The following is a 23204-nucleotide window of genomic DNA, read 5'->3' as shown; positions in this document are numbered from 1 at the left end:
TTTTAATCATTAACATTATATCATAAGGATTTAGTTAAATTTATTGTATATTTTCATAATTGTTTCAACACCTGGTAATAGTTTATTAACTTGACTAACACTATATGTCACTTGCATATTACGGATAACACCGGGAGAAACAAAAAAGGTATTTATGTAATAAGTACCGTGATAATATTTAATACTTTTTAAACTACCACCGGCTGTTAAACCTGTAGCAATAAATCTAACATGATCATCATTGACTAAATCTTTAGCAAAGTAATATTTATCATATGATAATTTATATTTAGTCATCGCTTGCGTTTCAATATCAACTCTTATTTGGGTATTATCATCATTAGGCCAAATATTTTGATATGGTATTAATCTAGTTTTCATATTACCAGCAGCAGCAATCGCTAATGCTGCCATTAGTGCGCCTTCTGGTGCTCCACCAATTCCATACACAAAATCTGCTTCTTTAATTAATGACATCAATAGCAGCAAGCACATCACCATCCCCAATTAATCTCACAATAATTCCTAAATCATGTAGTTGTTTAATGAACGGCTGATTTCGCGGTTTATCTAAAATAATACCAATTAAATCATTTTGTTTTTTTAATTTTTGCATGGTTTTAATACTAGTAATAAAATCATCTTTTTCATTAATAGCAGAAATTAAATCAGGACCAACAAATAATTTTTCCATGTACATTTCTGGTAATTTTAAAATTGTGTGTTGATTTGCAGCAGCTAAACAAGTAATACTACCAGCGATATTATAAGCGGCCGGATAAGTCCCTTCTACAGGGTCAACTACTAAATCATAAATGGTTTTCCCTTTTCCTAATATTTGATCAACATAAAGCAATTGGTGCTTCATCTAGTTCACCTTCTCCAACAATGATGCGGCATTTCAGAGGCATATTATTTAACATAATAGTCATAGCTTCAACAGCAGCACCATCAATGGCATTTTTATCTTTGCGACCAATAAATTTATAAGCAGCAATGGCTGCCATTTCTACAGCACGAATTAAATACATATGTCTTTATTCATAACAATCTCCTTACAGTTAGTAATTCTTTACTGCTAATTATATTACACATTTAAACTATTAAATATTAAACTAGGCAATAAAAAGAAAAATTGCAAAAAAAGGTATTCAATGTCCTGATTGTAACTTATGCTAATTTCTAATAATTTTATACACTAATTCATAACGTTAAAAAATATTACATTATTTAAATTAACGTTGAGATTAGTTTTACCATTATAGTTTAAAGCTCATTTGTAGTAAATATTATCATTGTCATGTCAAATGTTTAAATTAAAATTTGCATTATAATGATAACGACCAAAAGAATCAGAAAGTGAAAAATTGTAAAAAGATTCTTGATTACTTTTGACTTTATTTGTTGCATTAGCAGAAGGAAAGTATATATTTCTTTTATCATTTAATAATATCAACTTTAAATAAGAGTTGTTATTAAAATTAAATGTTGGAAAAATTTTAGTAACCAAATCTCAATTTTTAGCATAATCACTTCATTTTATCAATACATCTTGGTTAGGACTGTCACTACCAAACCAAGAATAACTATAATTTCATTTATAATTTAAGTTATTTTCAATATTTGATTTATTAAATTCATTATAATAAATTTCAATTAAATTATGACTATTATCAAAAATATAATTAATAGAATAATTTTTACCATCACTTAATAGTGCATTTGCTATTAAATTGTAAGCATCAGCATTAGTAGCAACAACATTAATAATACTACTTGTTAAACTATCATCAAGGTTTTTTAAACTACTTTTACTAATAAAATCCTTACCTAAACTATTAGCAACGGTACTATCAATCCTATTAGTACGTTCTGCTTTAGCAATATAATATAAACCTAATGTTTCACTCAAACTAGCTCCTCTATTATCAACTTTATTAGCTGATTGCTGACTACTAATATCAATATGATTTTCTAAACCACCCATTTGTAAATACTTTCAACTACTATTATCACTAAAGTAATTATCACTATAAATACTTTTACTATAAACATTATAATCATCTTTAATACTTGTTACTTGTTTATGACTAATCATCTGTGCTTGAATGTTATTTAGCATATTTTTATCAACATTAGAAAGGTTAAGTTTAGAATTAATAGTTAAACTACCAGTATTATCAACAATAAATGCGTTTCTTGTTGGTGTACCATCACTTAAATTACTAACAACATGACTAGTATCATAACTATAATATTTATGATCTGTCGTTGATTGATTAGTAATTCACTTATCTTGACTTAAATACCCAAAGGTATTATTAAATAATGAAGGTGGGGTTTGGGCAGGTTCTGGTTTACTACTTAGTTCATTAGTAGTAGTATTGTTAATAAAATTAACAGTAGTGCTACTAGAAAATGCGACTGTCGCTAAACTAGTTAAAATAATTAATGATTGTTTCATAGTTTGTTTTTCCTTTATTTTTTTAACTCATTTGGGTAATATTAATAAAATTTTAAAAATAAAAAACAAGGTATTATAACTCATTCTATTGAACAAATTTTAATCAATTCTTACACTACTTGTGGTTTTAACCACAGAATAATTATAAAAGATTATTAGGTATTTATTTTCGCACTTGGGATTACATTTGGTAATAATATGTATAACAATAAAATAGTTGATTAAAAGTGGGTCTTAGGAAAAAATTACTAAACTAAAAATGAATAGTTCACAATTAATAATTAAAATAAGATAAAATTATATTAAATAGAATAGGTGGGATTAACCAATGAATGCCAAAGAACTAATTGATAAAGTATCTGACAAGACAAATTTTAATATTGAAGATGTAGAATTAGTTTTTACAACACTAATTGAAGAAATTATGAACACTAATCAATTTCAAAAAAGTATTACAATAAAAGGCTTTGGAACTTTTAAAATAAATCGTGTTAAATCATTCGTTAGAATACGTAAAGCAACAAATGTTCAACATACTGTTAACAACTACAAATATGTTAGATTTGTACCTCATACAAAATTTAAAAAACGTATTCGTACTAAACCACCAACCGATGATATTAAAAAATAATGATTTTATTTATAATCAGATATGAGGAAGTAAATGATGAAACAAAGTACTATCAATCATTGAAAGTTAAAAAATAAAGTTGACATTAATTCTATCTACATGTTCAAAGCTTGTTTAGAATATAACTCACAATTTCAACCTAAAGTTAAACTTGAATTAGTGAAATGGCCTATGTACCTAGAATATTGACAATATTTAGAAAAGCATCAAAATGTCATTCCTTTTACTATTAAAACCTCAACTGACAACTTAACACTGCGTGGAGATTTTATTAAAAGTCCTTTAAATAATGATAATAAAAATAAAACTATGATTCTATTGCATGGAATTACTAATACTAGGTTTTGAATTTTTAAACAAACCTTTATTTTTTTACATGCTGGTTACAATGTCGTTTGATATGACGCTCGTAATCATGGCGCAAGTGATGCTTCACCAACTACTTTTGGTTTAAAAGAATCTCAAGATTTACAAGATATCATTAATTATGTTACTACCAATTATGAAACTGCTACTGATACAATTGGATTGTATGGTTTTTCTTTAGGGGGTGCCACTGTTATCATGTGAGCTGAACTTTATTTAAAATATGAGATTAATAATAAAGTTAAACTGATTATTTCAGACTGTACTTTTAGTCGTTTAGATCGCACTTACAGCGAAAAACTAAATAACTACGCATTTTTACCTACTAAATTTATGAATAATTGAGCCCTTAAAAAAGCTCAAAAACAAATTGGAGTAGAGAGACTTCAAGAGTTACAACCTATTAAATATTTAAAATTCATTCCTAATATACCATTGTTATTTTTACATGGCGAAACTGATCATTTTATTAATTACACTAATGCCAGTGATTTATATCAAGAAAAAATTCGTTATGAAATGCCCATTAAAAGTACTATTTATACCATTCGCAATGCTAATCACGGTCAAACCTTTTTGATTGGTGACCAAGAAGATTCAGTCGTTAATGAACATAAATTATTATTAACACAAACAATAACTAATTTGGTACTAGAATTTGTTCATAAATGAATTAATTCATAAAAACAAGTTATTAGTTTGTTTTTTTAGAAAATATGATTTAGAATTAATATAGTTTATAGTTAACAAGAATGGGGCGATGATTTAGAATGAAAATAAAAGTTGTTATTATTGGCGCTGGTGCGACCGGAATGGGTGTTGCTAGTAAACTACTCCGTAGTGAAACAAATAGTGATAAAGAATTTGATATTCATGTTTATCAAGACCAAAATTATATTTCTTTAGGAGCATGCAGCATCCCTTATTTTATTGCCAATGAATTTAAAGATGCTAAGTTATTAAATGCACGAGTTAAAAATGATTATTTACATAAAACTAATGGTAAGAACAAGATTAAGATTCATCTAACCCAAAGGGTTGTAAAAGTAGATTCATTAAAACAAGAAGTTCACGTTAGTAATGTTAAAAATCTAAATGGGAAAGTGAAACCTAAAGTTGTTCATTATCAAGCATTAGTAATTGCTACTGGGGCACTACCTAAAATACCAGCACCATTTAGCCATGGTTCTTTACCACATAATGTTTATAATGTTTTTACAAAACAAGATGCAGTTAATTTAAAAGTTGCCTTAAAAGTTGCTAAGAAAGTAACGATTGTTGGGGGTGGTTTTATTGGTTTAGAAATGGCTGAAACTTGTTTAAAGCTAAATAAAGATGTCACAATCATTGAAATGAAAGACCGTTTAATGGCTGATGTTGTTGATAAAGAATTTAGTCAACTAATCCTTGATGAACTTACTAGTAAAAATAAAATTGTTAACCCTAAAAAAATAATAAAACATGCTCGTGTGATGTTAAATAGTCAAGTTGAAGAGTTAATGATGACACACAATAATGTTCAGGATTTACGTTTACGAGATTTAAAAGATGAAAAAAAAGGTACGACTGTCCCTTGCGATATTGTAATTTTAGCGATTGGTTTTGATCCTAATACACAGTTCTTGCATGACAGTAATATTTCATTAAATAAAAATAAATCCATTATTATTAATGAGTACTGTCAAGTTCCTTCTAAGCAAAATATTGCAAAAAAGATTTCTAATATTTATAGTGGTGGTGATTGTGCACAAGTCTTTAGCCAGTTTGATAAAACACCACAATATATTCCTTTAGCAACCAATGCTAATAAGATGGCACGTATCATTGCCAAAAATATTCAAAAGCCAATTCATAAATATTCAGGAACATTAGGTTCAAGTATCGTCCGTATTGGTAATTTAGAAATTGCTAAGACTGGTAGTTTTGATACAATTAATAAAAAGGATATTGGTAGTGTCTATATTGAAGACTATGACTTACCAAAATATTTACCACAATCTCGTAGTCTATATTTAAAACTGTTTTATCATAAAACTACTTTCCAACTATTATCTGCCCATATGGCAGGGTATAATCATGCCACATTGAGAATCAATGCCTTAGCAACTGCCATTTGAAATAAAATGGATATTCGGGACTTACAAAACTTAGATTTAGTATACTCACCACCATTCGCTCGCACAACTGACATTATTCACTTAGCGAGTAGGAAAGTAAAATCATAAGAGATTGAATGAGGAATTAACAATGAACACTTTAGCTGCTACTAATATTAACCTCTTGCGAGATTTCGTTGGAATTTCACATTGACAAAGTCTTGTTGCCATTATTATCTTTTTTGGTACTATTATCTGTCTTAGTATTTTTATTAAAAAAGTTAAGCCTAAGTTCCCGATTCGAATCTTTATTGGAATGACACTAGGTTTAACTTTCGCCATTGTTATCCAAGCCATTACTGGTTTTAAAAGTAATAACATTAGTAACCCTGGGAATGCTACTAATCCCGACTATATTGAATGAGTAGGACAAATTGCTCGTTGAATTGAGTTATTACGAAATATCTTTATTACCGGCATTACGATGTTAACAATTCCATTAGTATTTTTAGCGATTGCTCGTATTACTAGTAAAAAAAATAGTAATTCTAAAATCATTGTCAAAGTATCGGGAATTGGAATTACTATTTTATTAGTAAATGTAGCGATTGCCTTTGGTTTAGGTATTGTTTTCAAGATTGGACAAGGATTTGACTTATCTGCTAGTGGTACTTACGATAAAACTGCTGCAAAAACCATTCCAGAAATTATTGTTAGTTACATTCCTAGTAGTTTAATTGGTGTCTTTACCCAAGCATTAATTGTGTTGGGAGCATTAATTGGTATTGCTATTAAAAAATTAACTAAACATAATGAAGAACGTATGGATAAAGTTCGTAATAGTTTAGATACTATGTGAAAAATAGTTATTTCAATTTTAATGATGTTTATTAAAATTATGCCGTTTGCCGTTATGAGTATGCTAGCAGCAGCTATTATAAACCAACCAATTGGTGCCTTAGCTAAATCGCTGATTATATCAAAAGCGCAAAGACCAATCCATTGCCGGCTTTACATCACAATCTTCTAACGCTGCACTACCAATTGTTGCTATGACTACTTTGAAAGAAGATTTAAAAGTTAAAGACGAAGGGGCAGATACAGTCATGCCGTTTTCTACAACGATTGGTTTAAGCGGTTGTGCTGGTGTTCAAGCAGGAATTATTTTATCATTCTTATGATTTAGTGTTATTGTTCCTGGTAGTTTTAGTAACTGAAACGTTGCTATCCTATTTATTAACGGTATCTTTGTAACTTTATTAGCATCTTTAGGCATTTGTGCTGTGGTAACAAGCTGGCGTCTTAGGTGGATTAGGATTTGGTGGCTTTTATTTACCTGTCTATGGGATAATTGGTGCATTAGATGGATTATTTGATATGGGAAGAACGGCAGTTAATATTTCTGGTGGATTACAGGCAACCGTCATTGCCTCGCAGAATCAAGATTTAATTGATAATAAAAAACTGTTATTAAAAAGATATCCGTTTAAACCTTTCCATATGTTTACCAAGAAAGTAGGTGCTAAGTTGGTAGTTAGAAGCGATAAAATAAGTCAAATTCAAACTTTAAAACGAGATACTAAAATTAAAATTGAGGCGTTGAAAAAAACTAAGAATAGTGAAAATGATATTAAATTTTTAAAAACACAATTAAAAGATCAAATTAAAGCCATCAAAAAATCAAAATAAATATGAACATCTATAATAAAATAGACACATAATACAAGAGAAATAAATTTTTATTTTTCTAATTCTCAAGTTGTTAAAGGAAATATAAGAAGTATAATTGACTTTATTATTAGCAATTTTATATTTTTGTTGCTGATGAAACATATCTTTGCAATCAGAAAGTTTCAAAATCTAATTTTTGACTTTTAGCAATAATTTTTATCATAACTCCTCTTTTAACAGTAGCATCTAAGGTTGAATTAGTATCATCTATTATTGGACTCTGTGGATTTTTAGTAAACTCTACAAGAAAATCACTTGCTACAATCATATTGTTATTACTAGAATTTCGAATATCTGCTAAAATACTACTGGCAAAAGATGCTTGTAATTCACTATTAGTAGCAACATTACTATCAACTACTGCTAATCTTGAAATATTAGTAATCTTAACACCATTGGATAAATTATAACGAGTACCAATATTGCTACTATTACCATCACCACCACAAGCAATAACATTTAGACTCAATGGTGTAGTAATTGTTAATATTGATAGTAACTTTAATAGTTTTTTCATAGTTAAATATCCCCTTTTCCTTTTTTATTGCTTTATCTCTATATCTAATAATATCACATTGAAAACTACTCTAGAATAATAAGAATATTATAAGTTTTAGTTTTTAATCAGGAGTTACAACATTAAATTATTCCAACTGGTGAAAGCAACGGAACTTCTTCATCATTTCCTCCTCACAGAAAACTGTGTGAAATGAGAGATTCACACAGTTACTATTATTTAATCTTTTGATTTTCCAATTAATGATTGGTAATCAATAACAAAAAATGAACACTGCCAGTTCAAAATTGAAATGAAGCAATTGCTCATTTTATGATAAAATTTGAAAATATAATTAATCTGACTTAGTAATTTTATAAAACTAAGTTGGCAACAAGTTAGTGAATAAGTTGTTCGTATCCTTTGTTTTTGTACGTTTTGTAACTTGATTAAAACCTTATAAAAATTATGAACTAATTTGTATTCTTCTTTGTTCTAATCTCTTATGTCTTTTAGTTCTTCTTTTAATTCTCCTAATATTGAACCATTTTCATCAAATTCTATACTTGGATATTCATGATAAAAACTAGCTTCAGGAGTAATTCTAAAACCAAGCCCAATCACATTCTCTAATTTATCTAAATACACATCATATATTTGAATTCAAATATTTTGTTTAATTTCTTTAAATCTTTTAAATAATTCTATTTGATTTGGTTTTCACTTAATTTGGTTAAATTTCCCACCAGAATCAATTTCTTTATCTGCTACATAAAGATTAAATTCTTCATTTTCTGGTTCAAAAAATATTTCTGCTGGCATGCCTATTTCTCCTTTTTATTCATATTCCTTTAATCACTCCATATAAGGTTGTTTTCAGTGTTGTTTGAGTTTATGAATAAATACTCTCTACTCTAAATTCTTTTCTAATGTCCTGTACTTACTTTAAACACTATATAGACATATTTATTGTACATTCTTTTTAAATCTTTTCCAAATAGTTTTAAAAATAAAAATTGCAACCAAAAAAAGTAATAAGTTACAACGAGTGGGTCACCTCTTTCAATAAATTCCTAACACGAAATGGTTCTTTTATATGCCTACTTTATTATAGGTATTTATATCATATTATTATATTTTTTGGTCATTATCACAAGACAATAATACTAAAAAATGTACTATATAAAATATATTGCATAATTTTTAAAATTTGTTAAAGTATACGCATAAACTAAATATGGTTTTTAACCCATTACCTTTATTTTTAAAAGTAAATAAATTTTTGCACACTGAAATGAGGTGAAAAAATGAAATATACAACAGCAAAAACAGTAGAACAAATAATAACAGAAAATAAGAATATTTTTGATCAAGTTAGTAATCCAGTAAAACAAAGACACGGAGGATTAACAGTAAAGTTTTCAAAAGATGAAAAAAAATTTAACTACATTGCTTTAACAATTTTAGATAGCGAAAAAGTAATTAGTATTACAAAAAAAATAATAGATTTCAAAAAACAGCAGTGAGCAATCATAAAAGAGAACAGTAGTTTACAAAAAAAGAAAATGAAATTAATGCTACCTTGAATGAACAAAATGAAGAAATTGAATCACTCAATAGTGAACTTACACCTATTACGCACAAAACATATACTAGTGAAAGCAGGGCAATAAAAATTGAATCATTAAGAAAACAAGTTTTTCTTGAAAAAAAAATTTAAATAAAACTAAAGATAATAATAAACTTAGAACTAAAATAGAAGAAATAAAAGAAAAAAACAAAATTAAATAATTCAAAGTTGCAAAGATTAGAAAGTGATATTGAAGCATTTGAACAGAAAAAACAAAATATAATTGACCAAGAATGAAAAACAAAACCTTTTTTTGAACGTATTAAAGCACATTTAAAATTAATTAAATTATGTGACAATGAAAGTCATTGTGATTATAATAAAATGCAATCAGTGGATAAAATTACAAAAATTAATAAAAAATTAAAATTACAAGAAAAACTATTATTCGAAGCACCACCAAACTCACATATAACTGAGTTAAGTAGTATAATGGAAATTATAATAGAAAATGAACTTGAATTATTTAAACAAATAAATGCATATAAAAATATAAATGAATATGAAGAGAATCCTTCATTAATTCAAGAAAATCTTCCATATAAAAAAATACCAATTAAAGATTTAGTAAATGAACAAATAAAATTAAAATCAAAACCATCTAAAGTTGAATTAAATTTATGAATTACTTTTGTAATTATAACTATTGCAATTATAGTCATACCATTCATTCTTCCACATATTTGATTAGCTGCACCAACAATCTTGTTTGATAAAACTGCATTCGCATTAATTGGTGTATCGTTTAAAACGATTACATCAGTGTTTTCAACGGTGACAAAAAAAGTTGAATCTTGATTTTATAATAACCTATTAAAAAATCAAGATAAAAAAGAACTTAAAACAATAATAAAAGATTTAAATAGTGATAAATTAGAAGCACAATATAATATTCTTAAAACAGAATTAGATATCAGAAAACCTTGAAAAATAAATAAACTACTAAATGAAACAGATATTCAAATAAATAAAACAACTAAACTGAATTGTTCTCATAAATACCCAGCATTTAATCCTGAAGTAGCAAATTCATTAGCATTAAAATCTGAAAGCAAGCAACCATCAACAAGAGCAAGAAGTTATTCATTTTAAAATTGTTTGGTTTTATTGGTTAAATTAACAGATAAAACTTAAAGTTTTATTAAATAAGTGTTGTAATGCTACCTCTACGTTTTATTTTTAAAATTTCTTATACTATTTATGGATATTTTTACATATAAATCAAGGAAAAATATCCTAAAAAAGAAAGGAAGTGATAAATCATGAGTAAGGAAGAAGAAAACTACAAAAAACAACTAAGAGAAATAAATAAAGCTGCAGGTGACCAAAGAGAAAAAAAACGCGAAGAAGCTAAACAAATTAATTTTGACAAAATAAAATTAAACATTAACAAGTCTCAACAACCAACAACAAGTAATAGCAAAAAATCAAATTCTTCAAAACCCTAATGATAATCTATTGTTACAGTTTAAAAATAGTTTAAAATTTGATTCATATAAACATCATATCATAAAGAAAACTTGCTAATGATTTAAAATCAATTTTATACTGCAACAAATGAAGAATAAACTCGGTTAAATCCTGAGAAGGGGGGGTTGTTTCTAAAATTAATCTTAGAAACAACCCCCCCTTCTTAACAAATTATTAGCTCAACATACTTTCATTTACGCTTTTTTGTTTTTAATATAACTAATTAAAATTCTAACACCTTTATATATTTCTAATAATCACATGGGTATTGTCGACAATACCACACAAATTAATCAATCAGTTACACGAAATGCTTCATGAATAGAAAAGGCATCTTGAATCTTAGGGGTAAAAATAATTAAAGCATTAATAAAAAACGCAATAAGTGCTGCCATTCAGATAAATTTATTTCGTCATGTGACTTTACTAAAAATACTTGTTTTAGCACCTGACACAAAACTAAAAGCATAAAAGATAGGAGCATTAACCATAATAACAAAAACAAAAACATATCCATCAGTAATCGCTTCATTTAAGATAGGTGGTAAAAAATGGAATGTTAATATTAACAATGTACTTAATATAACACTAACCACACCAATAAATCTTCAACTACCACTAATTATCCGATCATTACGTTTAATGGGTTTATCCAACATTAAATCAGGATTATTAGGACCCATTGACATCGGAATAGCAATTACTGATTCAACAATTAAGTTAATTCATAAAATTTGAATAGGTTGTAATAGTTCATCTCATTTAAAAATAGCACCAAACACAATTGCTAAAACTTGTGCCATATTAGTAATTAAAACAAAACAAACAATGCGTTTAATTTTATTATAAATATTACGCCCTTCTTCAATGGCATCAACAATTGTGGAAAAATTATCATCCGTTAAAACCATTTGTGAAGCTTCTTTCGCCACATCAGTACCAGTAATTCCCATAGCCACACCAATATTAGCAGCTTTTAATGATGGTGCATCATTAACACCATCACCAGTCATGGAAACGATTTTATTATGACTTTGTAAAGCTTTTACAATTCGAACCTTATGTTCTGGTGATACTCGCGTAAAAACGCGATATTGATTAATATTAGCATTTAAGGCTTCTTCTGACATTTCATCAATTAGTTTACCACTAATGGCTTGACTTTTATTTTCAATTAAACCTAAATCTTGACCAATGGCAACAGCAGTATTTAAATGGTCACCAGTAATCATAATGGTATCAATACCAGCTCTTCGCGTTCTAACCAAGGCTCCTTTAACTTCTCTTCGTGGGGGATCAATCATTCCTACCAATCCTAAAAATGTTAGTTGTGATTCGATTTCATCAACATTACTATAATCTTTTTTTTCATTAGTTATAACTTTATAACTAGTACCTAAAACCCTTAATGCAGCATTAGACATTTCATCCATTTTTTCTAAAATGTCTTTCTTAATTTCAGGGGTAATTTTAATACGTTCATCACCGATTAAAATATGACTACAAACATTAATCATATTATCGGCAGCGCCTTTAACAAAAACATAAGTGTCTTTTTCATATTCATTAACAGTTGACATCACTTTACGCTCTGAATCAAAGGGAATTTCATAAATTCGTTTGTGTTTAGTGTTAATTTCTTTTGTTGAAAACTTTAAATGTTCAGCAAAATTAACTAGTGCAGCCTCAGTTGGATCGCCAACAGTTTTATTTTTATGAAACTCACTATTATTACAAAGCACTAAACAATCTAAAAATAATTGTTCTTGTTGATTTTTTCTAATAAACTTATCAGCATCTTGTACAACTTCAGTTAAATAGTATTTTTGGACTGTCATTTTATTTTGTGTTAAAGTACCAGTTTTATCAGAACAAATAATATCTACTTGTCCTAATGTTTCAACAGCAGGTAAATGCTTAATAATAGCATGTTTTTTTGCCATTCTCGAACTTCCTAGTGATAATGCTACCGTTACAATTACTTGTAATCCTTCAGGAATAACAGCAATCGCTAATGCAATTCCAAAAATTAATGAATCAATAGCACGTTTTTCAGAAACAAAAAATTGCACTAAAAACATTACTAAACCCAATGCTAAAGCAAAAATGGAAATTAAACGAATTAAGAACGCCATTTGTTTAGTCAATGGTGATTTAAGTTCCTTTTCTGCTTGTAACAATTTAGTAATCTTACCAATCTCTGAAGTTTTAGCAGTAGCATGAACAATTCCTAAACCACTACCTGTAGCAACAGCAGTTGACATAAAGGCAATATTAGTTTGTTCACTAATTGATAATTTTTCATCTTTTAATGCTTCAGTTGTTTTCGTTACTAATGTTGATTCACCAGTTAATAATGATTCATTAGTACGTAAATTATAAGATTGAATAATACGAACATCAGCAGGAACAAACATTCCTGCTTCTAAATAAATCAAATCACCAATTACTAAATCTTGAGCGTTAATGTCATGTTTATTACCATCACGAATTACTACAGATTGTGACGAAACTAATTTTTTTAAAGCATCTAGTGATGTTGCTGCTTTAACTTCTTGATAAGTACTTAATATGGCATCAACAATCACAATTAGGAATACGACACTTGCTTCTTGCCATTGACCAATAGCAACAGCTACGATTGCTAAAGCTATCAATACCAAAACAAACGGTTCTAAAAAATGTTGTAAAATTATTTTTCAAATTGGTTTCTTTTTAGAAATTGGTAATTGATTGGTTCCAGTTTCTAGTAATAGTTTAGCAGCAGCTTCTTCACTTAAACCTGTAACAATATTAGTATTTAACTGGTTAGCAAGATCTTTGGTTTTTTCATTTCAAATCATCAAATATACACCACCTTCCAACAAACTTAGTCAATCATAATTCCTTTTCAAAATTTATTATCATTAGAATGAGGACCTAATGCAGCTTGTGGTAATTTTTCAATTGCTAACATTTCTGCTGGCGTTAATTCAAAGCCACCAATGTCAGGATTATTAATAATACGTTCAGGAGTGGTTGATTTGGGAATTACTACCTGTCCTAACTGTCAAGCTCAGCGTAATGCAATATGAGCAGCTGTTGTATTATATTTCTGTGCTAATTCTTTTAATAACGGTACATGTTCGGCTTGACCACCTAACATTGTTCTTCATGAAACAATTGTAATATTTTTTTTATAGCAAAAATTAACAGTGCTAACTTGATTAAATCCAGGATGAGTTTCGATTTGATTAACAGCAGGCATAACTTTAATTTTTTTTAAAAGCTTTTTTAACTGTTTATCATTAAAATTAGAAACACCAATCGCTTTAATTTTACCAACTTCATAAAACTCTTCTAAGGCTTTTCAACATTCAAAACTATCTTTAGTTGGTCAATGAATCAAGCATAAATCTAAATAGTCTAATTTTAAGCGTTCGATAATCGCTTTAATCGCAACTTTTGCATCTTTATATTTATGATGATTATTCCAAACTTTAGAAGTGATAAATAAATCTTGACGTTTAATATCTGGATTTTGTTCTAAAAAGTCTTTGATAGCACCACCAATATACACTTCATTCTTATAATACTCCGCAGTATCAATATGTCGATAACCATTTTTTAAAGATCACATTACTGAATTATAAACACTTAAACTATCAGTTATTAAATAAGTTCCTAAACCAAATTTAGGCATTTTTACATCGTTATTCAATTTTACTTTTTGTTGTAAAATTTGTTCCTTGGTTAGTATTTCCACTTTTATCAACCTTTCTAATTATCATAACCAGCAGTAAAACGTTTTTTTACAAAGCGATGTTCTCTGATCTCATTAATAATAGCCCCAGCAGCATCACCATAACTAATTTGACTTTTACCTTCTTTATTAACAATCAAATGATTATTACCAATTTTAAATTTACCAGAAGTTGGTAATTCTGGTAAATACATTAGTGATGGGCTAAAGTAAGTTCAGTCAATATCGCTACCACGGTATCTTTCTAATGACTGTGCTTGTGTTCGTGCATGTGCTTTTCATTCTTCAGGAAAAGCACTAGTTTCTAATAATATTTCTTCCTTATCGTTTAATAAACTACCTGCCCCACCAACGACTAAAAGACGTTTAATATTAGGACATTCATGCATAATATCAATTAAAATGATTGCTACTTTTTCATGAATAGATTGTGGACTGTCAATTGTGGGGCCATAAGCACTAATTAACACATCAATGTCATTAACCACATCTTTAATGCTACTTTTACTAGTAACATCAGCTTTGCGGATGGTTAAACGAGAATTATTATCTAGATTAGGCATTTGTGATGGATTTCTTGTAATAGCAACAACTCGATACCCTTGTTTTAATGCTTCCTTAGTTAAAGCTAAACCTGATTTACCTGTGGCCCCAATAATCCCGATTTTCATATTTTTCATGTGGAAAATACTTCCTTTCAAATTTAATTATACCAGTAGTTAATAATATAATTATAACGCAAATTAAAGTTATAACTAAAACTTATACTAGATAATAGAAAATCTAAGTAAAGAAAAGTAAAATTAGTAATTATCATTAGAATTTAATCATTGCTTTACGTTATCTCAATAACCCATTATTTTTTTAACTATAACACTTATTATATTTAATCATATTAATTTTCATTTGTTTTATATTTTTGGTGTTCACCCTTATCAGGGGGTTCAATCTAACTCTTCTTATGCTTAATTCAGGTTTTATTTCTATAATCTAATATAATAAATATAAAATTATTATTGAATAATATTGGAGGAACTAACAATGGCTAAAGCAGTGAAAAACAATGCAACCACAACAAAACCTAAAAAGAAAAAAGATCCAAATGCTCCAAAAGGTCCTATGAATGCTTTTTTCTTTTTTCTAAAAGAAAAAAGAACAGAATTTAAAGCAAAACATCCTGAATTAAAACCAGCAGCTCTTGTAAAAGAAATGAACAAATTATGAATTGAATTAGAAATTATTGATAAAGAACAGTATCAAGAATTAGCTAATGCTGACCGTGAAAGATACTATCTTGCCACAGGTAAAAAACCAAAACCTAGAAAGAAAAAATAGGAAAAAAGAAATGGTCGAAGATTTTATTATTGATTTAGTTAAATTAAGAAACAATTTAATAACTATTTCCCCAAGTAAAGAAGAATATTTTAATGAAAAAATAACAAAAGTATTTAAGGTTTTGAGAGAATGTTATGAAATAAATAATCGTGAAATCAATGCTAGTGAAATATTAAAAAAAATACCTAATACTACTCAAACTTCCTACTCTTCAAAGAAAAATAATAAAAAGTGAAAATTAACTAGAAACTGTATGATCCACTGCGAATTAAAAATTAATGTGTTACTAAAAAATGAAAATGAAATTAAAAATGAAGATGAAATATTAAAAAAAGTTAAAACTCTGGTTAGTAATTTTTTATTAAAAGAACAGAAAGAATTATCAAATGATTGGGATTTAATTGTTGATGAAGAAAAGTTAAAAACCTGTGTTAATAACATTTTAAAGATTAAAAATAATGAATGTGAATCGGAGACTGAAATAGCTGATGATGCTTTAGAATTTTTTAAAAATGAAATAAATTCAGATGATTCACTATATAACCCACCAAAAACACCACAATTACATCTATAAAATTAAAATGAAAGAAGAGTAATTATGACTAAAAATAAGATAAATTTTTGTGAATATAGTGGAGATGATTGTACATGATGTCAAAAACGAATTTTTGATAACGATAAAAACCTATTCAAAACTCATTCTCACATTGAAATTGATAACACCCTGCTTAAAGATGAAAACGGAAATATAAAAATTTTAGAAATGTTTCATAAAAAATGTATAAAACAAAAAAGAAAACAACGAATTAAAGAAATAAAATATAATGAAAAAAATAACAAGTTTACTTGTACTAAGTGTATTATTACCAGCTAGTACAAACAATTTAAAATCATCAATTTTAATTTCTGAGTTAAAATAAGAATCGGAAAGGTGATTTTTCTCTTCATTCTTTGTAAATTATAAAAGTAGTTAATACCATTGGCGCATTATAACCAGTTCTGTTATCTACTTTAATTAATTTTGTATACCCACCATTACGATCTTTGTATCTATCAACAATAAATTACTATTTAAACTCATTTTATGCATTAATATAATACAAAAGCATATTTCTTTTATTGTATTTTTCTTTATATAAAATATAGTTACAAAAATAAAAGTTGTTTTAACATTGCTTTAATTTCAAAGTAAATGGTCTTTTATTTTTGAAAGCAAAAACGGAGGAAAGAAATGATGCCAAAGACAACAAACATAACTACAGCAAATTCAGTAGATGACATTAAAAATATTATTAAATACCTTAAAGCGAAAATAATAACTCTTGAAAAAGAATTCAGCTTTTTAATAGATGAGATTAGTAAGGAACAAGGTGACTGTCAAAAAAATGTGATAATATATTGCTTCAAGAGAACTAGAAAGTCAAGAATATAAAAAGGATTTAGTTTCCAAAAAAGATGAAATAAAAAAACTACTAGATGAAATAAGCAACAACGATAATGGAAATACAATATTAAGTGATAAGATAAGTAAAAATCAAGAAACTTGAGAAAAAATAGACAACAAAAATCAAAAGATTAAAGAAAAAATGAAAGAATTTAAAAAAGAAGCACAAGAATTAGATAAGGAAACTTTTCAAGAAATTGAAAAAAGTGTTTAAAATTTTTCAGGTTCTAAAGAAGAAAGAGAAAAATATGATGAATTAGTAATAGATTTAACTGAATCTAACCCAATTCATGATGATATTCAAAAACATTTAGATGGGTTATGTGAAAATTACAATAAGTTAATTAAAGAAAATGAAAAAGAGCAAGCAACTTTAAAAACTGAAATTTCTAATTGAGAAAACCAAATACTAATAAATAAAAACAAGATTATGGAAAAAAAGAACAAGAAAAAAATAAGAAACAAGAAATAACACAATTAGAAAATGAAATAAAAGCACTTAATGAAAAAATCGAGAAACATAAACAAGAAATAAGAAATAAAATAGCAGAACTTACTACTGAGAAAAATGATGACATTAAAAAACATGAATCAAATTTAAGAGCAAAGACTGATGAAATTGTTAAGTTATTTAATGATTCTAATTTTTTTTAACAAAGCAATAGAAAAAGATTTTGATTTTTTCTTTAAAATAAAAGAACAAATAAATACATTTTTAACTACTTATTTTGTTATTAACGAAAATATTACAGAGGTTACTAAATCTATACCAATAGAAAAGTATGATGATAACATTAAAACTATCATAGAGAATTTTATTGAAACTTATGACGAAAGTAGATATAGTAAAATCTTAAAATTTATAAAAAACTTTAATAACTATAAAGAAAATAATGAACAAAAAGCACAACCATCAAGTTCAAGAAAAGAAATGAAAAACAATAATAATTTAAAGTTATTTAATTTTGAAAAATTAGAATTAGCACCATGATCAGTAATAAATCTAATTCCTAATTATCATTATTTCTTACAAGAATATAAAACTCCATGTTCTCAACTAATTTTTATTCCAGATAACAGTTTAAAAGAAGTAAAAAGTAACTCACAAGAACAAGAAAAAAAATCTGAAAATAAAAGTAAAAAATTTAATGAAAAAATCGAAAAATATGTACAAAAAAGAGAAAGTAAAGAAATAAAAAATAGTTTTTATTTTGCTCAAATGCTTTTATTTGAAGAATGTAATGAAGAAGAACAAGTAGTTTTTCAAGAATTAAAAAATAAAATAACAACAAAAAATGAAAGCATTTTTTTTACTAAAGACAAAAGATTTGGTTTATTATCTGATACGCAAAATAATAATCCTCAAAATCTTCCGCTTTTAATTAATTTTACAACATTAATTAAAATGCCGAAAAAGTTTTTCCCCTTAATTCATGATTGTAAAAAAATAGTAATTTAAGTAAAGAAGCATTAAAAGAAATATCTAATAATTTTAAACAAACAAACAAAAAGAATTATAAATTTACAATTTTAAATCTGAAAACGCAAAATAACTATGTTAAAGATTATATTAAAGATTTAGACTTATTATTTGCAGACATTAATAACCAAAAAGTTAACTTACAAAAATTAACAAATAAGTTATCTGATTTTTATAAGCTTATTTATTCAATAAAAGAGCAAATAAATATAAAAAAAAGTGACAATCAAGAGCAACAAAAATGAATATATAATGAATATAAAGATATGTATATAAATTAATATATTATATTGTGATGGAAAAAATAATTATATAGTTAATTTATATATACAGTATAGATAATTTAAAATAATATCTATAACTAGTATGAAAAATAAAAACATCGCTAAAAACAGCAAATATGCTCGTTTTAAAGGCATATCAATAAAAGGAGTGAAAAAAATGAAAATTAAAATATCAAAAGATAAAATAGTTAGAAATAGTAAATATGAATTATTAAGATTTATTTGTTCTTTAATGATTATAATGTTACATATTAAAGGTCATGAAAAAGTTCCAGAAAATTGATTATTTGCAAATTCACAAATTATTTGTAATTTACCAGTAATTATGTTTATGTTTTTGACTGGCTTTTTTCTAGTAAATTCCAATAAAACCAGATTTTGATATATTTTATCAACTATAATAATTTATTATTTTTTAAATTTAATTATTGGTTATTTAATTATTTATTATGATAATTTAAATCATTGTTATTCAACGAAAGATTTATTTTTTGGAGGTCGTGACTGATGATATTTATGAACATTGCCAATTATTTATTTATTATCACCATTTATTAACCTTTCTATTAAAACTATTAATAAATGATATTTTATTAATAGTTTATTAATTATTTATATTTTATTTTCATTTTTTTCTAATCTAGAATATAACATTTTTGGTGCTGGACAATTATTATTTTTAATAATAATTTATTGTTTAGGAGCTTGATACAAAATAAATTTTGAACAATTTGGACTAAAAAAAATAGTATTTATATTGGCAATAATTTTTTTGTTCACTTTACAAATTATTAATAATTTATTATTTTGTTTTAAAAATATATTATTGCCAATAACAACTTCGAATTTTTTGTCAGTACTTAGCACACTAGCACTTTTTATTATTTTTCAAAATATCAAAATTAAACAAAATATTTTTTTAAATTATATCGGGAAATTATCCTTACCGATATATCTATTTCATTACTTATTTGAATTTATTATTATGAAAAATATAATGTCAAATATTGATATTGATATAAATTTATATCCAAGTTTATTTTTATTAATATATTGAACAATTTGTTTCTTAATAACTTTTATTTTTTCACTAATAATTTTATATCCTAGTAATTTTTTAATTTTAAATTTTAATAATTTTTTACTTATTATAAAAAACAAAATATTATTTATTAGTGAAAAAATAAAAAAGTTTAATAATGAGGTGTAATTATGGGTGAATTAGAAAAAATACTATTTATTATAAACCGCTGGGGATATTTAAATTTAGAACAATTTGCTTTGTTATTAAATAAAAACATCAAAACTATTCAACTACAAAAAGAACAATTAATAAAATTAAAAATGCTTAATGTAGATACATTACCAAAGAAAAATTATTTTACTTTAACAAGTAAAGCGCAAAGCCATTTAGGAAGGGAACACAAAAAAAGCATTCAAGTAATAGGGGCTTTGCCCCTTATTGCTTCGCAATACAACCCCACTCACTTTTCAAAAGTGAGACAAATGGCGTGAACGCCCTGCCAACCAAACCAAAGGTTCTTAGTTGGCTCCGCCTTAATATACGTATTACTCACTAACACTCTCAATAATACATAACTATTCAAAATTAAAACAACGCTTAAAACAGCATTTATGAGCGTTTTAAAGTTTACATTATTCATGAGAGTCTAATTTTTCTTATTTTTAATTATCATACAAATTTAATCTTTTTAATAAATTAAAATGATAAATTTAATTCTTTCAATGGTATATATTCAAAAAAATAACGACAATTACTATTTATTATATAGTTTAAAGTATCTTTATATTCCGGTTTTTTAAATCAATTACTTAATAAATATCAATATTCTACTTTATAATTTAACACTGATAAAAGTTTTTGTCATTGTTTTCTTTTAAAATCACAAGTTTGCAATTTTTCATCAACACTTCCGACAACATTTTGTGATTTAATTTCAATAATAAAAAAAGTATTATTTTTATATACAAAAATACTATAATCTGGTAATAATTTTTTTGATAAAAATACATTTCAGTTTAAATTATGATATTTCTTTAAATAAACATAAATGGCATGTTTTTTAAAAAAAGAAAATAATTCTTTTTCGCCTTCAAAAGCAAGACCAGTTTTTGTATTTGCCCCACCAATTCCTTTTTTAACCATTATTATCATCCAATCTTTTTTTTGCCAAATTAAAATATTCATTATTATTTTCTATTCCTATAAAATTTCTATTATATAATTTACATACTATACCAGTCGTACCTGAACCCATAAATGGGTCTAAAACAATATCATTTTCATTAGTACATGCAATTATAATCCTTTTTAAAAGATCCAATGGTTTTTGTGATGGATGTTTACCATAAATTTTTTCTATTGCTTTTGGAGTAGATATCGCTCAAACACTTCGCATTTGTTTATTTTCATTCTTAAAATTATCATCTTCTCATTTAGAAAATTTCATATCTTTATAATTAAAAACATGTTTAAAATTAATATCTTTTTTTGCTCATATTAATGTTTCATGACTAGCAGTAAAATTTCTACAACCAATATTAGGTGTACAATTTGGTTTATATCAAGATATATCATTAAGTATATGAAAGTTTAGTTCTTGTAAAATAAAACCACATACATAAATAGAATGATAAGTACCACTAACTATTAAAGTTCCATTTGGTTTTAAAATTCTTTGACATTCTTTAATTCATTTTAAATGAAAATTATAATTTTCAATAAATCCTTTACTTCTATCTCATTCGCCTTTATTTACAGACGTTCTTTTACCAGAATTAACACTATATCCATTATTTGATAAAAAATAAGGTGGATCAATAAAAATAAAATTAATAGACTCACTTTCTAATTTTGCCATTTCAATAAAACTATCTCCTAAAATAAGATTTAATTTATCAACTTTATTTGAATTAAAATTATTTAATTTAGATATATTTTCTTTATTATTTTTATTTTCAACATCTTTTATTTTCTCTTTTACAATCTCCATTTATTAACACACCTAACTACTATTCTTTTTTTTACTTTTTTATAACAATTTTAATTTCTAAATATATTTAGAAATTAATGTTCATCAAAATCTTGTAAAATTTTTTTTATTTCATTTGTTGATAAATTAGGTTTAGATAAAATACTTTTAGTAGGTTTTCCAATTGTATTTTCTTTATCTAAATCAAAAATAGTTAATTGTCTCTTTCTATTTTTAGTAATTATTGTTTTTTCTTTTTGTATTCAAGTAAATTCATAATTTAAGACCTTATTTCCTTTCTTATTTTTTTTAAAACTTAAACTAATATTAGATACTTTATTTATTTCATTAATTGCTTTTTTAATAGTTTCTCTTTCAAAATCATAACGTTTAAATTTATCATTATAAACATAATCACTAATATTCAAACCAAATAACTCTTTTAAATCCTTAGTTGTTATATATCTTTGATTTGTTTGTTTGCTGTCATCAGTCCAACTACATATAAATTTATATAATGTTAAACTATGTTTTGATTTAAAAGCACATACACTATTTAAATCAACTTTCGTATAATCTCTTATTAATAATTCTAAATAAGGCATAAACATTTTAGTAAGTTCAACCACAAAAAAAGGTTCTCTTGGTTTTCAAACTGATGAGTTAATAACTACTCCTACATATTCAGCACCATAATTATCAACAAACTCTACATAAGTTTTATGAATTAGACCACGAATTAATTTACGATATCTTGGATATCTATTTGTACTTTCTAATTCTAATTTATTAAAAAAATCTAATTTATTCAATTTTATTGTTGTATCATTTTTACCAAAAGCATTAATTTGTTTAAAAATTAAATGTAATGCCTTTTCTTCTTCAAGTGTAAATTTAGTATTCATACGTGCTAAAAAATTTGAATAATATATATTTAATTCTTTATTATTTTTAATAATATTTTTATTTTCCATAAATAACTCCTTGTCAAAATATTCCATATATCATATATATCATATCATGTAGTACGAGTTTAAATAAT

At 25.8% G+C, this 23204-nt stretch carries 27 protein-coding genes and 1 pseudogene; 16 read left to right on the top strand and 12 right to left on the bottom strand.

Annotated features, from left to right (window positions below; genetic code table 4):
• Positions 1-30: 30 nt before the first annotated feature.
• From AAHM98_RS08270 to AAHM98_RS08260, 3 genes and pseudogenes are all read right to left on the bottom strand, one after another.
• Positions 31-868 (bottom strand): annotated as a pseudogene (locus AAHM98_RS08270) (fructose-bisphosphatase class II).
• Positions 765-1007 (bottom strand): fructose-bisphosphatase class II, encoded by a 243-nt coding sequence (locus AAHM98_RS08265; protein WP_342276354.1) that lies wholly within the window; start codon positions 1005-1007, stop codon positions 765-767. Before AAHM98_RS08265 ends, AAHM98_RS08270 begins: the two are co-directional and overlap by 104 nt.
• Before the next feature lie 191 nt (positions 1008-1198).
• On the bottom strand, positions 1199-2464 hold the full coding sequence (locus tag AAHM98_RS08260) for a hypothetical protein (protein ID WP_342276353.1): 1266 nt from the start codon (positions 2462-2464) through the stop codon (positions 1199-1201).
• A gap of 328 nt (positions 2465-2792) precedes the next feature.
• Between AAHM98_RS08260 and AAHM98_RS08255 the strand changes: the two genes are divergently transcribed.
• The 6 genes from AAHM98_RS08255 to AAHM98_RS08230 all read left to right on the top strand — a co-directional run bounded on the left by AAHM98_RS08255 (position 2793) and on the right by AAHM98_RS08230 (position 7246).
• Positions 2793-3095 carry an HU family DNA-binding protein gene (locus tag AAHM98_RS08255; protein ID WP_342276352.1) on the top strand — a complete coding sequence of 101 codons (303 nt, stop codon included), beginning with the start codon at positions 2793-2795 and terminating at the stop codon, positions 3093-3095.
• A gap of 33 nt (positions 3096-3128) precedes the next feature.
• A complete protein-coding gene (locus tag AAHM98_RS08250; RefSeq protein WP_342276351.1) occupies positions 3129-4145 on the top strand; it encodes an alpha/beta hydrolase in 1017 nt (338 codons plus the stop codon).
• A gap of 86 nt (positions 4146-4231) precedes the next feature.
• The gene (locus tag AAHM98_RS08245) at positions 4232-5686 is read left to right on the top strand and encodes an FAD-dependent oxidoreductase (protein ID WP_342276350.1); all 1455 of its coding nucleotides are present in this window, start codon (positions 4232-4234) and stop codon (positions 5684-5686) included.
• A 22-nt stretch (positions 5687-5708) separates the two neighbouring features.
• The gene (locus AAHM98_RS08240) at positions 5709-6587 is read left to right on the top strand and encodes a cation:dicarboxylate symporter family transporter (protein ID WP_342276349.1); all 879 of its coding nucleotides are present in this window, start codon (positions 5709-5711) and stop codon (positions 6585-6587) included.
• Complete coding sequence (locus AAHM98_RS08235; protein WP_342277264.1) at positions 6532-6954, top strand: cation:dicarboxylate symporter family transporter; 423 nt, start codon at positions 6532-6534, stop codon at positions 6952-6954. Before AAHM98_RS08240 ends, AAHM98_RS08235 begins: the two co-directional genes overlap by 56 nt.
• Entirely contained in the window at positions 6935-7246 is a 312-nt protein-coding gene (locus tag AAHM98_RS08230) for a hypothetical protein (protein WP_342276348.1), read from the top strand. The genes AAHM98_RS08235 and AAHM98_RS08230 overlap by 20 nt, the downstream gene beginning before the upstream one ends.
• A 118-nt stretch (positions 7247-7364) precedes the next feature.
• On the opposite strand, the gene AAHM98_RS08225 is transcribed toward AAHM98_RS08230, so the two are convergent.
• Positions 7365-7805 (bottom strand): hypothetical protein, encoded by a 441-nt coding sequence (locus tag AAHM98_RS08225; RefSeq protein WP_342276347.1) that lies wholly within the window; start codon positions 7803-7805, stop codon positions 7365-7367.
• A gap of 474 nt (positions 7806-8279) precedes the next feature.
• Positions 8280-8606 (bottom strand): hypothetical protein, encoded by a 327-nt coding sequence (locus AAHM98_RS08220; protein ID WP_342276346.1) that lies wholly within the window; start codon positions 8604-8606, stop codon positions 8280-8282.
• Positions 8607-9091: 485 nt separating this feature from the next.
• On the opposite strand from AAHM98_RS08220, the gene AAHM98_RS08215 reads away from it, so the two are divergent.
• The 3 genes from AAHM98_RS08215 to AAHM98_RS08205 all read left to right on the top strand — a co-directional run bounded on the left by AAHM98_RS08215 (position 9092) and on the right by AAHM98_RS08205 (position 10862).
• Positions 9092-9457: a hypothetical protein gene (locus AAHM98_RS08215; protein ID WP_342276345.1), complete on the top strand. Its 366-nt coding sequence runs from the start codon at positions 9092-9094 to the stop codon at positions 9455-9457.
• A gap of 125 nt (positions 9458-9582) precedes the next feature.
• A complete protein-coding gene (locus tag AAHM98_RS08210) occupies positions 9583-10506 on the top strand; it encodes a hypothetical protein (protein WP_342276344.1) in 924 nt (307 codons plus the stop codon).
• 170 nt (positions 10507-10676) lie between these two features.
• Positions 10677-10862, top strand: a complete 186-nt coding sequence (locus AAHM98_RS08205; protein WP_342276343.1) for a hypothetical protein — start codon at positions 10677-10679, stop codon at positions 10860-10862.
• A 216-nt stretch (positions 10863-11078) separates the two neighbouring features.
• Here the strand turns inward: AAHM98_RS08205 and AAHM98_RS08200 are convergent, their stop codons facing one another.
• Genes AAHM98_RS08200 through AAHM98_RS08190 form a run of 3 tightly spaced genes read right to left on the bottom strand, consistent with a single transcriptional unit; the run spans position 11079 to position 15306 of the window.
• On the bottom strand, positions 11079-13727 hold the full coding sequence (locus AAHM98_RS08200; protein ID WP_342276342.1) for a cation-translocating P-type ATPase: 2649 nt from the start codon (positions 13725-13727) through the stop codon (positions 11079-11081).
• Positions 13728-13753: 26 nt separating this feature from the next.
• The gene (locus AAHM98_RS08195; RefSeq protein WP_342276341.1) at positions 13754-14629 is read right to left on the bottom strand and encodes an aldo/keto reductase; all 876 of its coding nucleotides are present in this window, start codon (positions 14627-14629) and stop codon (positions 13754-13756) included.
• Between the two features lie 14 nt (positions 14630-14643).
• Positions 14644-15306 (bottom strand): NAD(P)-dependent oxidoreductase, encoded by a 663-nt coding sequence (locus AAHM98_RS08190; protein WP_342276340.1) that lies wholly within the window; start codon positions 15304-15306, stop codon positions 14644-14646.
• A 361-nt stretch (positions 15307-15667) separates the two neighbouring features.
• Between AAHM98_RS08190 and AAHM98_RS08185 the strand changes: the two genes are divergently transcribed.
• The 3 genes from AAHM98_RS08185 to AAHM98_RS08175 are packed head-to-tail and all read left to right on the top strand — an operon-like array spanning position 15668 to position 16835.
• A complete protein-coding gene (locus AAHM98_RS08185) occupies positions 15668-15961 on the top strand; it encodes a hypothetical protein (RefSeq protein ID WP_342276339.1) in 294 nt (97 codons plus the stop codon).
• A 10-nt stretch (positions 15962-15971) separates the two neighbouring features.
• Positions 15972-16535, top strand: coding sequence for a hypothetical protein (locus AAHM98_RS08180; protein ID WP_342276338.1), 564 nt, complete (start codon positions 15972-15974; stop codon positions 16533-16535).
• 24 nt (positions 16536-16559) lie between these two features.
• A complete protein-coding gene (locus tag AAHM98_RS08175) occupies positions 16560-16835 on the top strand; it encodes a hypothetical protein (protein ID WP_342276337.1) in 276 nt (91 codons plus the stop codon).
• Positions 16836-16872: 37 nt separating this feature from the next.
• Here AAHM98_RS08175 and AAHM98_RS09080 read toward each other — a convergent pair whose 3' ends face one another.
• On the bottom strand, positions 16873-17022 hold the full coding sequence (locus tag AAHM98_RS09080) for a L17 family ribosomal protein (protein ID WP_425289615.1): 150 nt from the start codon (positions 17020-17022) through the stop codon (positions 16873-16875).
• Positions 17023-17195: 173 nt separating this feature from the next.
• On the opposite strand from AAHM98_RS09080, the gene AAHM98_RS08170 reads away from it, so the two are divergent.
• The 4 genes from AAHM98_RS08170 to AAHM98_RS08155 all read left to right on the top strand — a co-directional run bounded on the left by AAHM98_RS08170 (position 17196) and on the right by AAHM98_RS08155 (position 20768).
• Positions 17196-17393: a hypothetical protein gene (locus AAHM98_RS08170; protein ID WP_342276336.1), complete on the top strand. Its 198-nt coding sequence runs from the start codon at positions 17196-17198 to the stop codon at positions 17391-17393.
• Between the two features lie 625 nt (positions 17394-18018).
• On the top strand, positions 18019-18864 hold the full coding sequence (locus AAHM98_RS08165) for a hypothetical protein (protein WP_342276335.1): 846 nt from the start codon (positions 18019-18021) through the stop codon (positions 18862-18864).
• 462 nt (positions 18865-19326) lie between these two features.
• Positions 19327-20379: an acyltransferase family protein gene (locus AAHM98_RS08160; RefSeq protein ID WP_342276334.1), complete on the top strand. Its 1053-nt coding sequence runs from the start codon at positions 19327-19329 to the stop codon at positions 20377-20379.
• A 2-nt stretch (positions 20380-20381) separates the two neighbouring features.
• Positions 20382-20768 (top strand): hypothetical protein, encoded by a 387-nt coding sequence (locus AAHM98_RS08155; RefSeq protein ID WP_342276333.1) that lies wholly within the window; start codon positions 20382-20384, stop codon positions 20766-20768.
• A gap of 121 nt (positions 20769-20889) precedes the next feature.
• Here the strand turns inward: AAHM98_RS08155 and AAHM98_RS08150 are convergent, their stop codons facing one another.
• The 3 genes from AAHM98_RS08150 to AAHM98_RS08140 all read right to left on the bottom strand — a co-directional run bounded on the left by AAHM98_RS08150 (position 20890) and on the right by AAHM98_RS08140 (position 23136).
• Positions 20890-21336: a hypothetical protein gene (locus tag AAHM98_RS08150; protein ID WP_425289614.1), complete on the bottom strand. Its 447-nt coding sequence runs from the start codon at positions 21334-21336 to the stop codon at positions 20890-20892.
• Positions 21329-22183 carry a site-specific DNA-methyltransferase gene (locus AAHM98_RS08145; RefSeq protein ID WP_342276331.1) on the bottom strand — a complete coding sequence of 285 codons (855 nt, stop codon included), beginning with the start codon at positions 22181-22183 and terminating at the stop codon, positions 21329-21331. The genes AAHM98_RS08150 and AAHM98_RS08145 overlap by 8 nt, the downstream gene beginning before the upstream one ends.
• Positions 22184-22257: 74 nt before the next feature.
• Positions 22258-23136, bottom strand: coding sequence for a replication initiation protein (locus AAHM98_RS08140; protein WP_342276330.1), 879 nt, complete (start codon positions 23134-23136; stop codon positions 22258-22260).
• Positions 23137-23204: the final 68 nt, after the last annotated feature.

This window comes from Spiroplasma endosymbiont of Nebria brevicollis, from assembly GCF_964030895.1.
Taxonomy (GTDB): domain Bacteria; phylum Bacillota_I; class Bacilli_A; order Mycoplasmatales; family VBWQ01; genus Spiroplasma_E.
The sequence above is the reverse complement of the archived record's forward strand: the minus strand, read 5'-3'. Positions and strand labels throughout refer to the sequence as shown.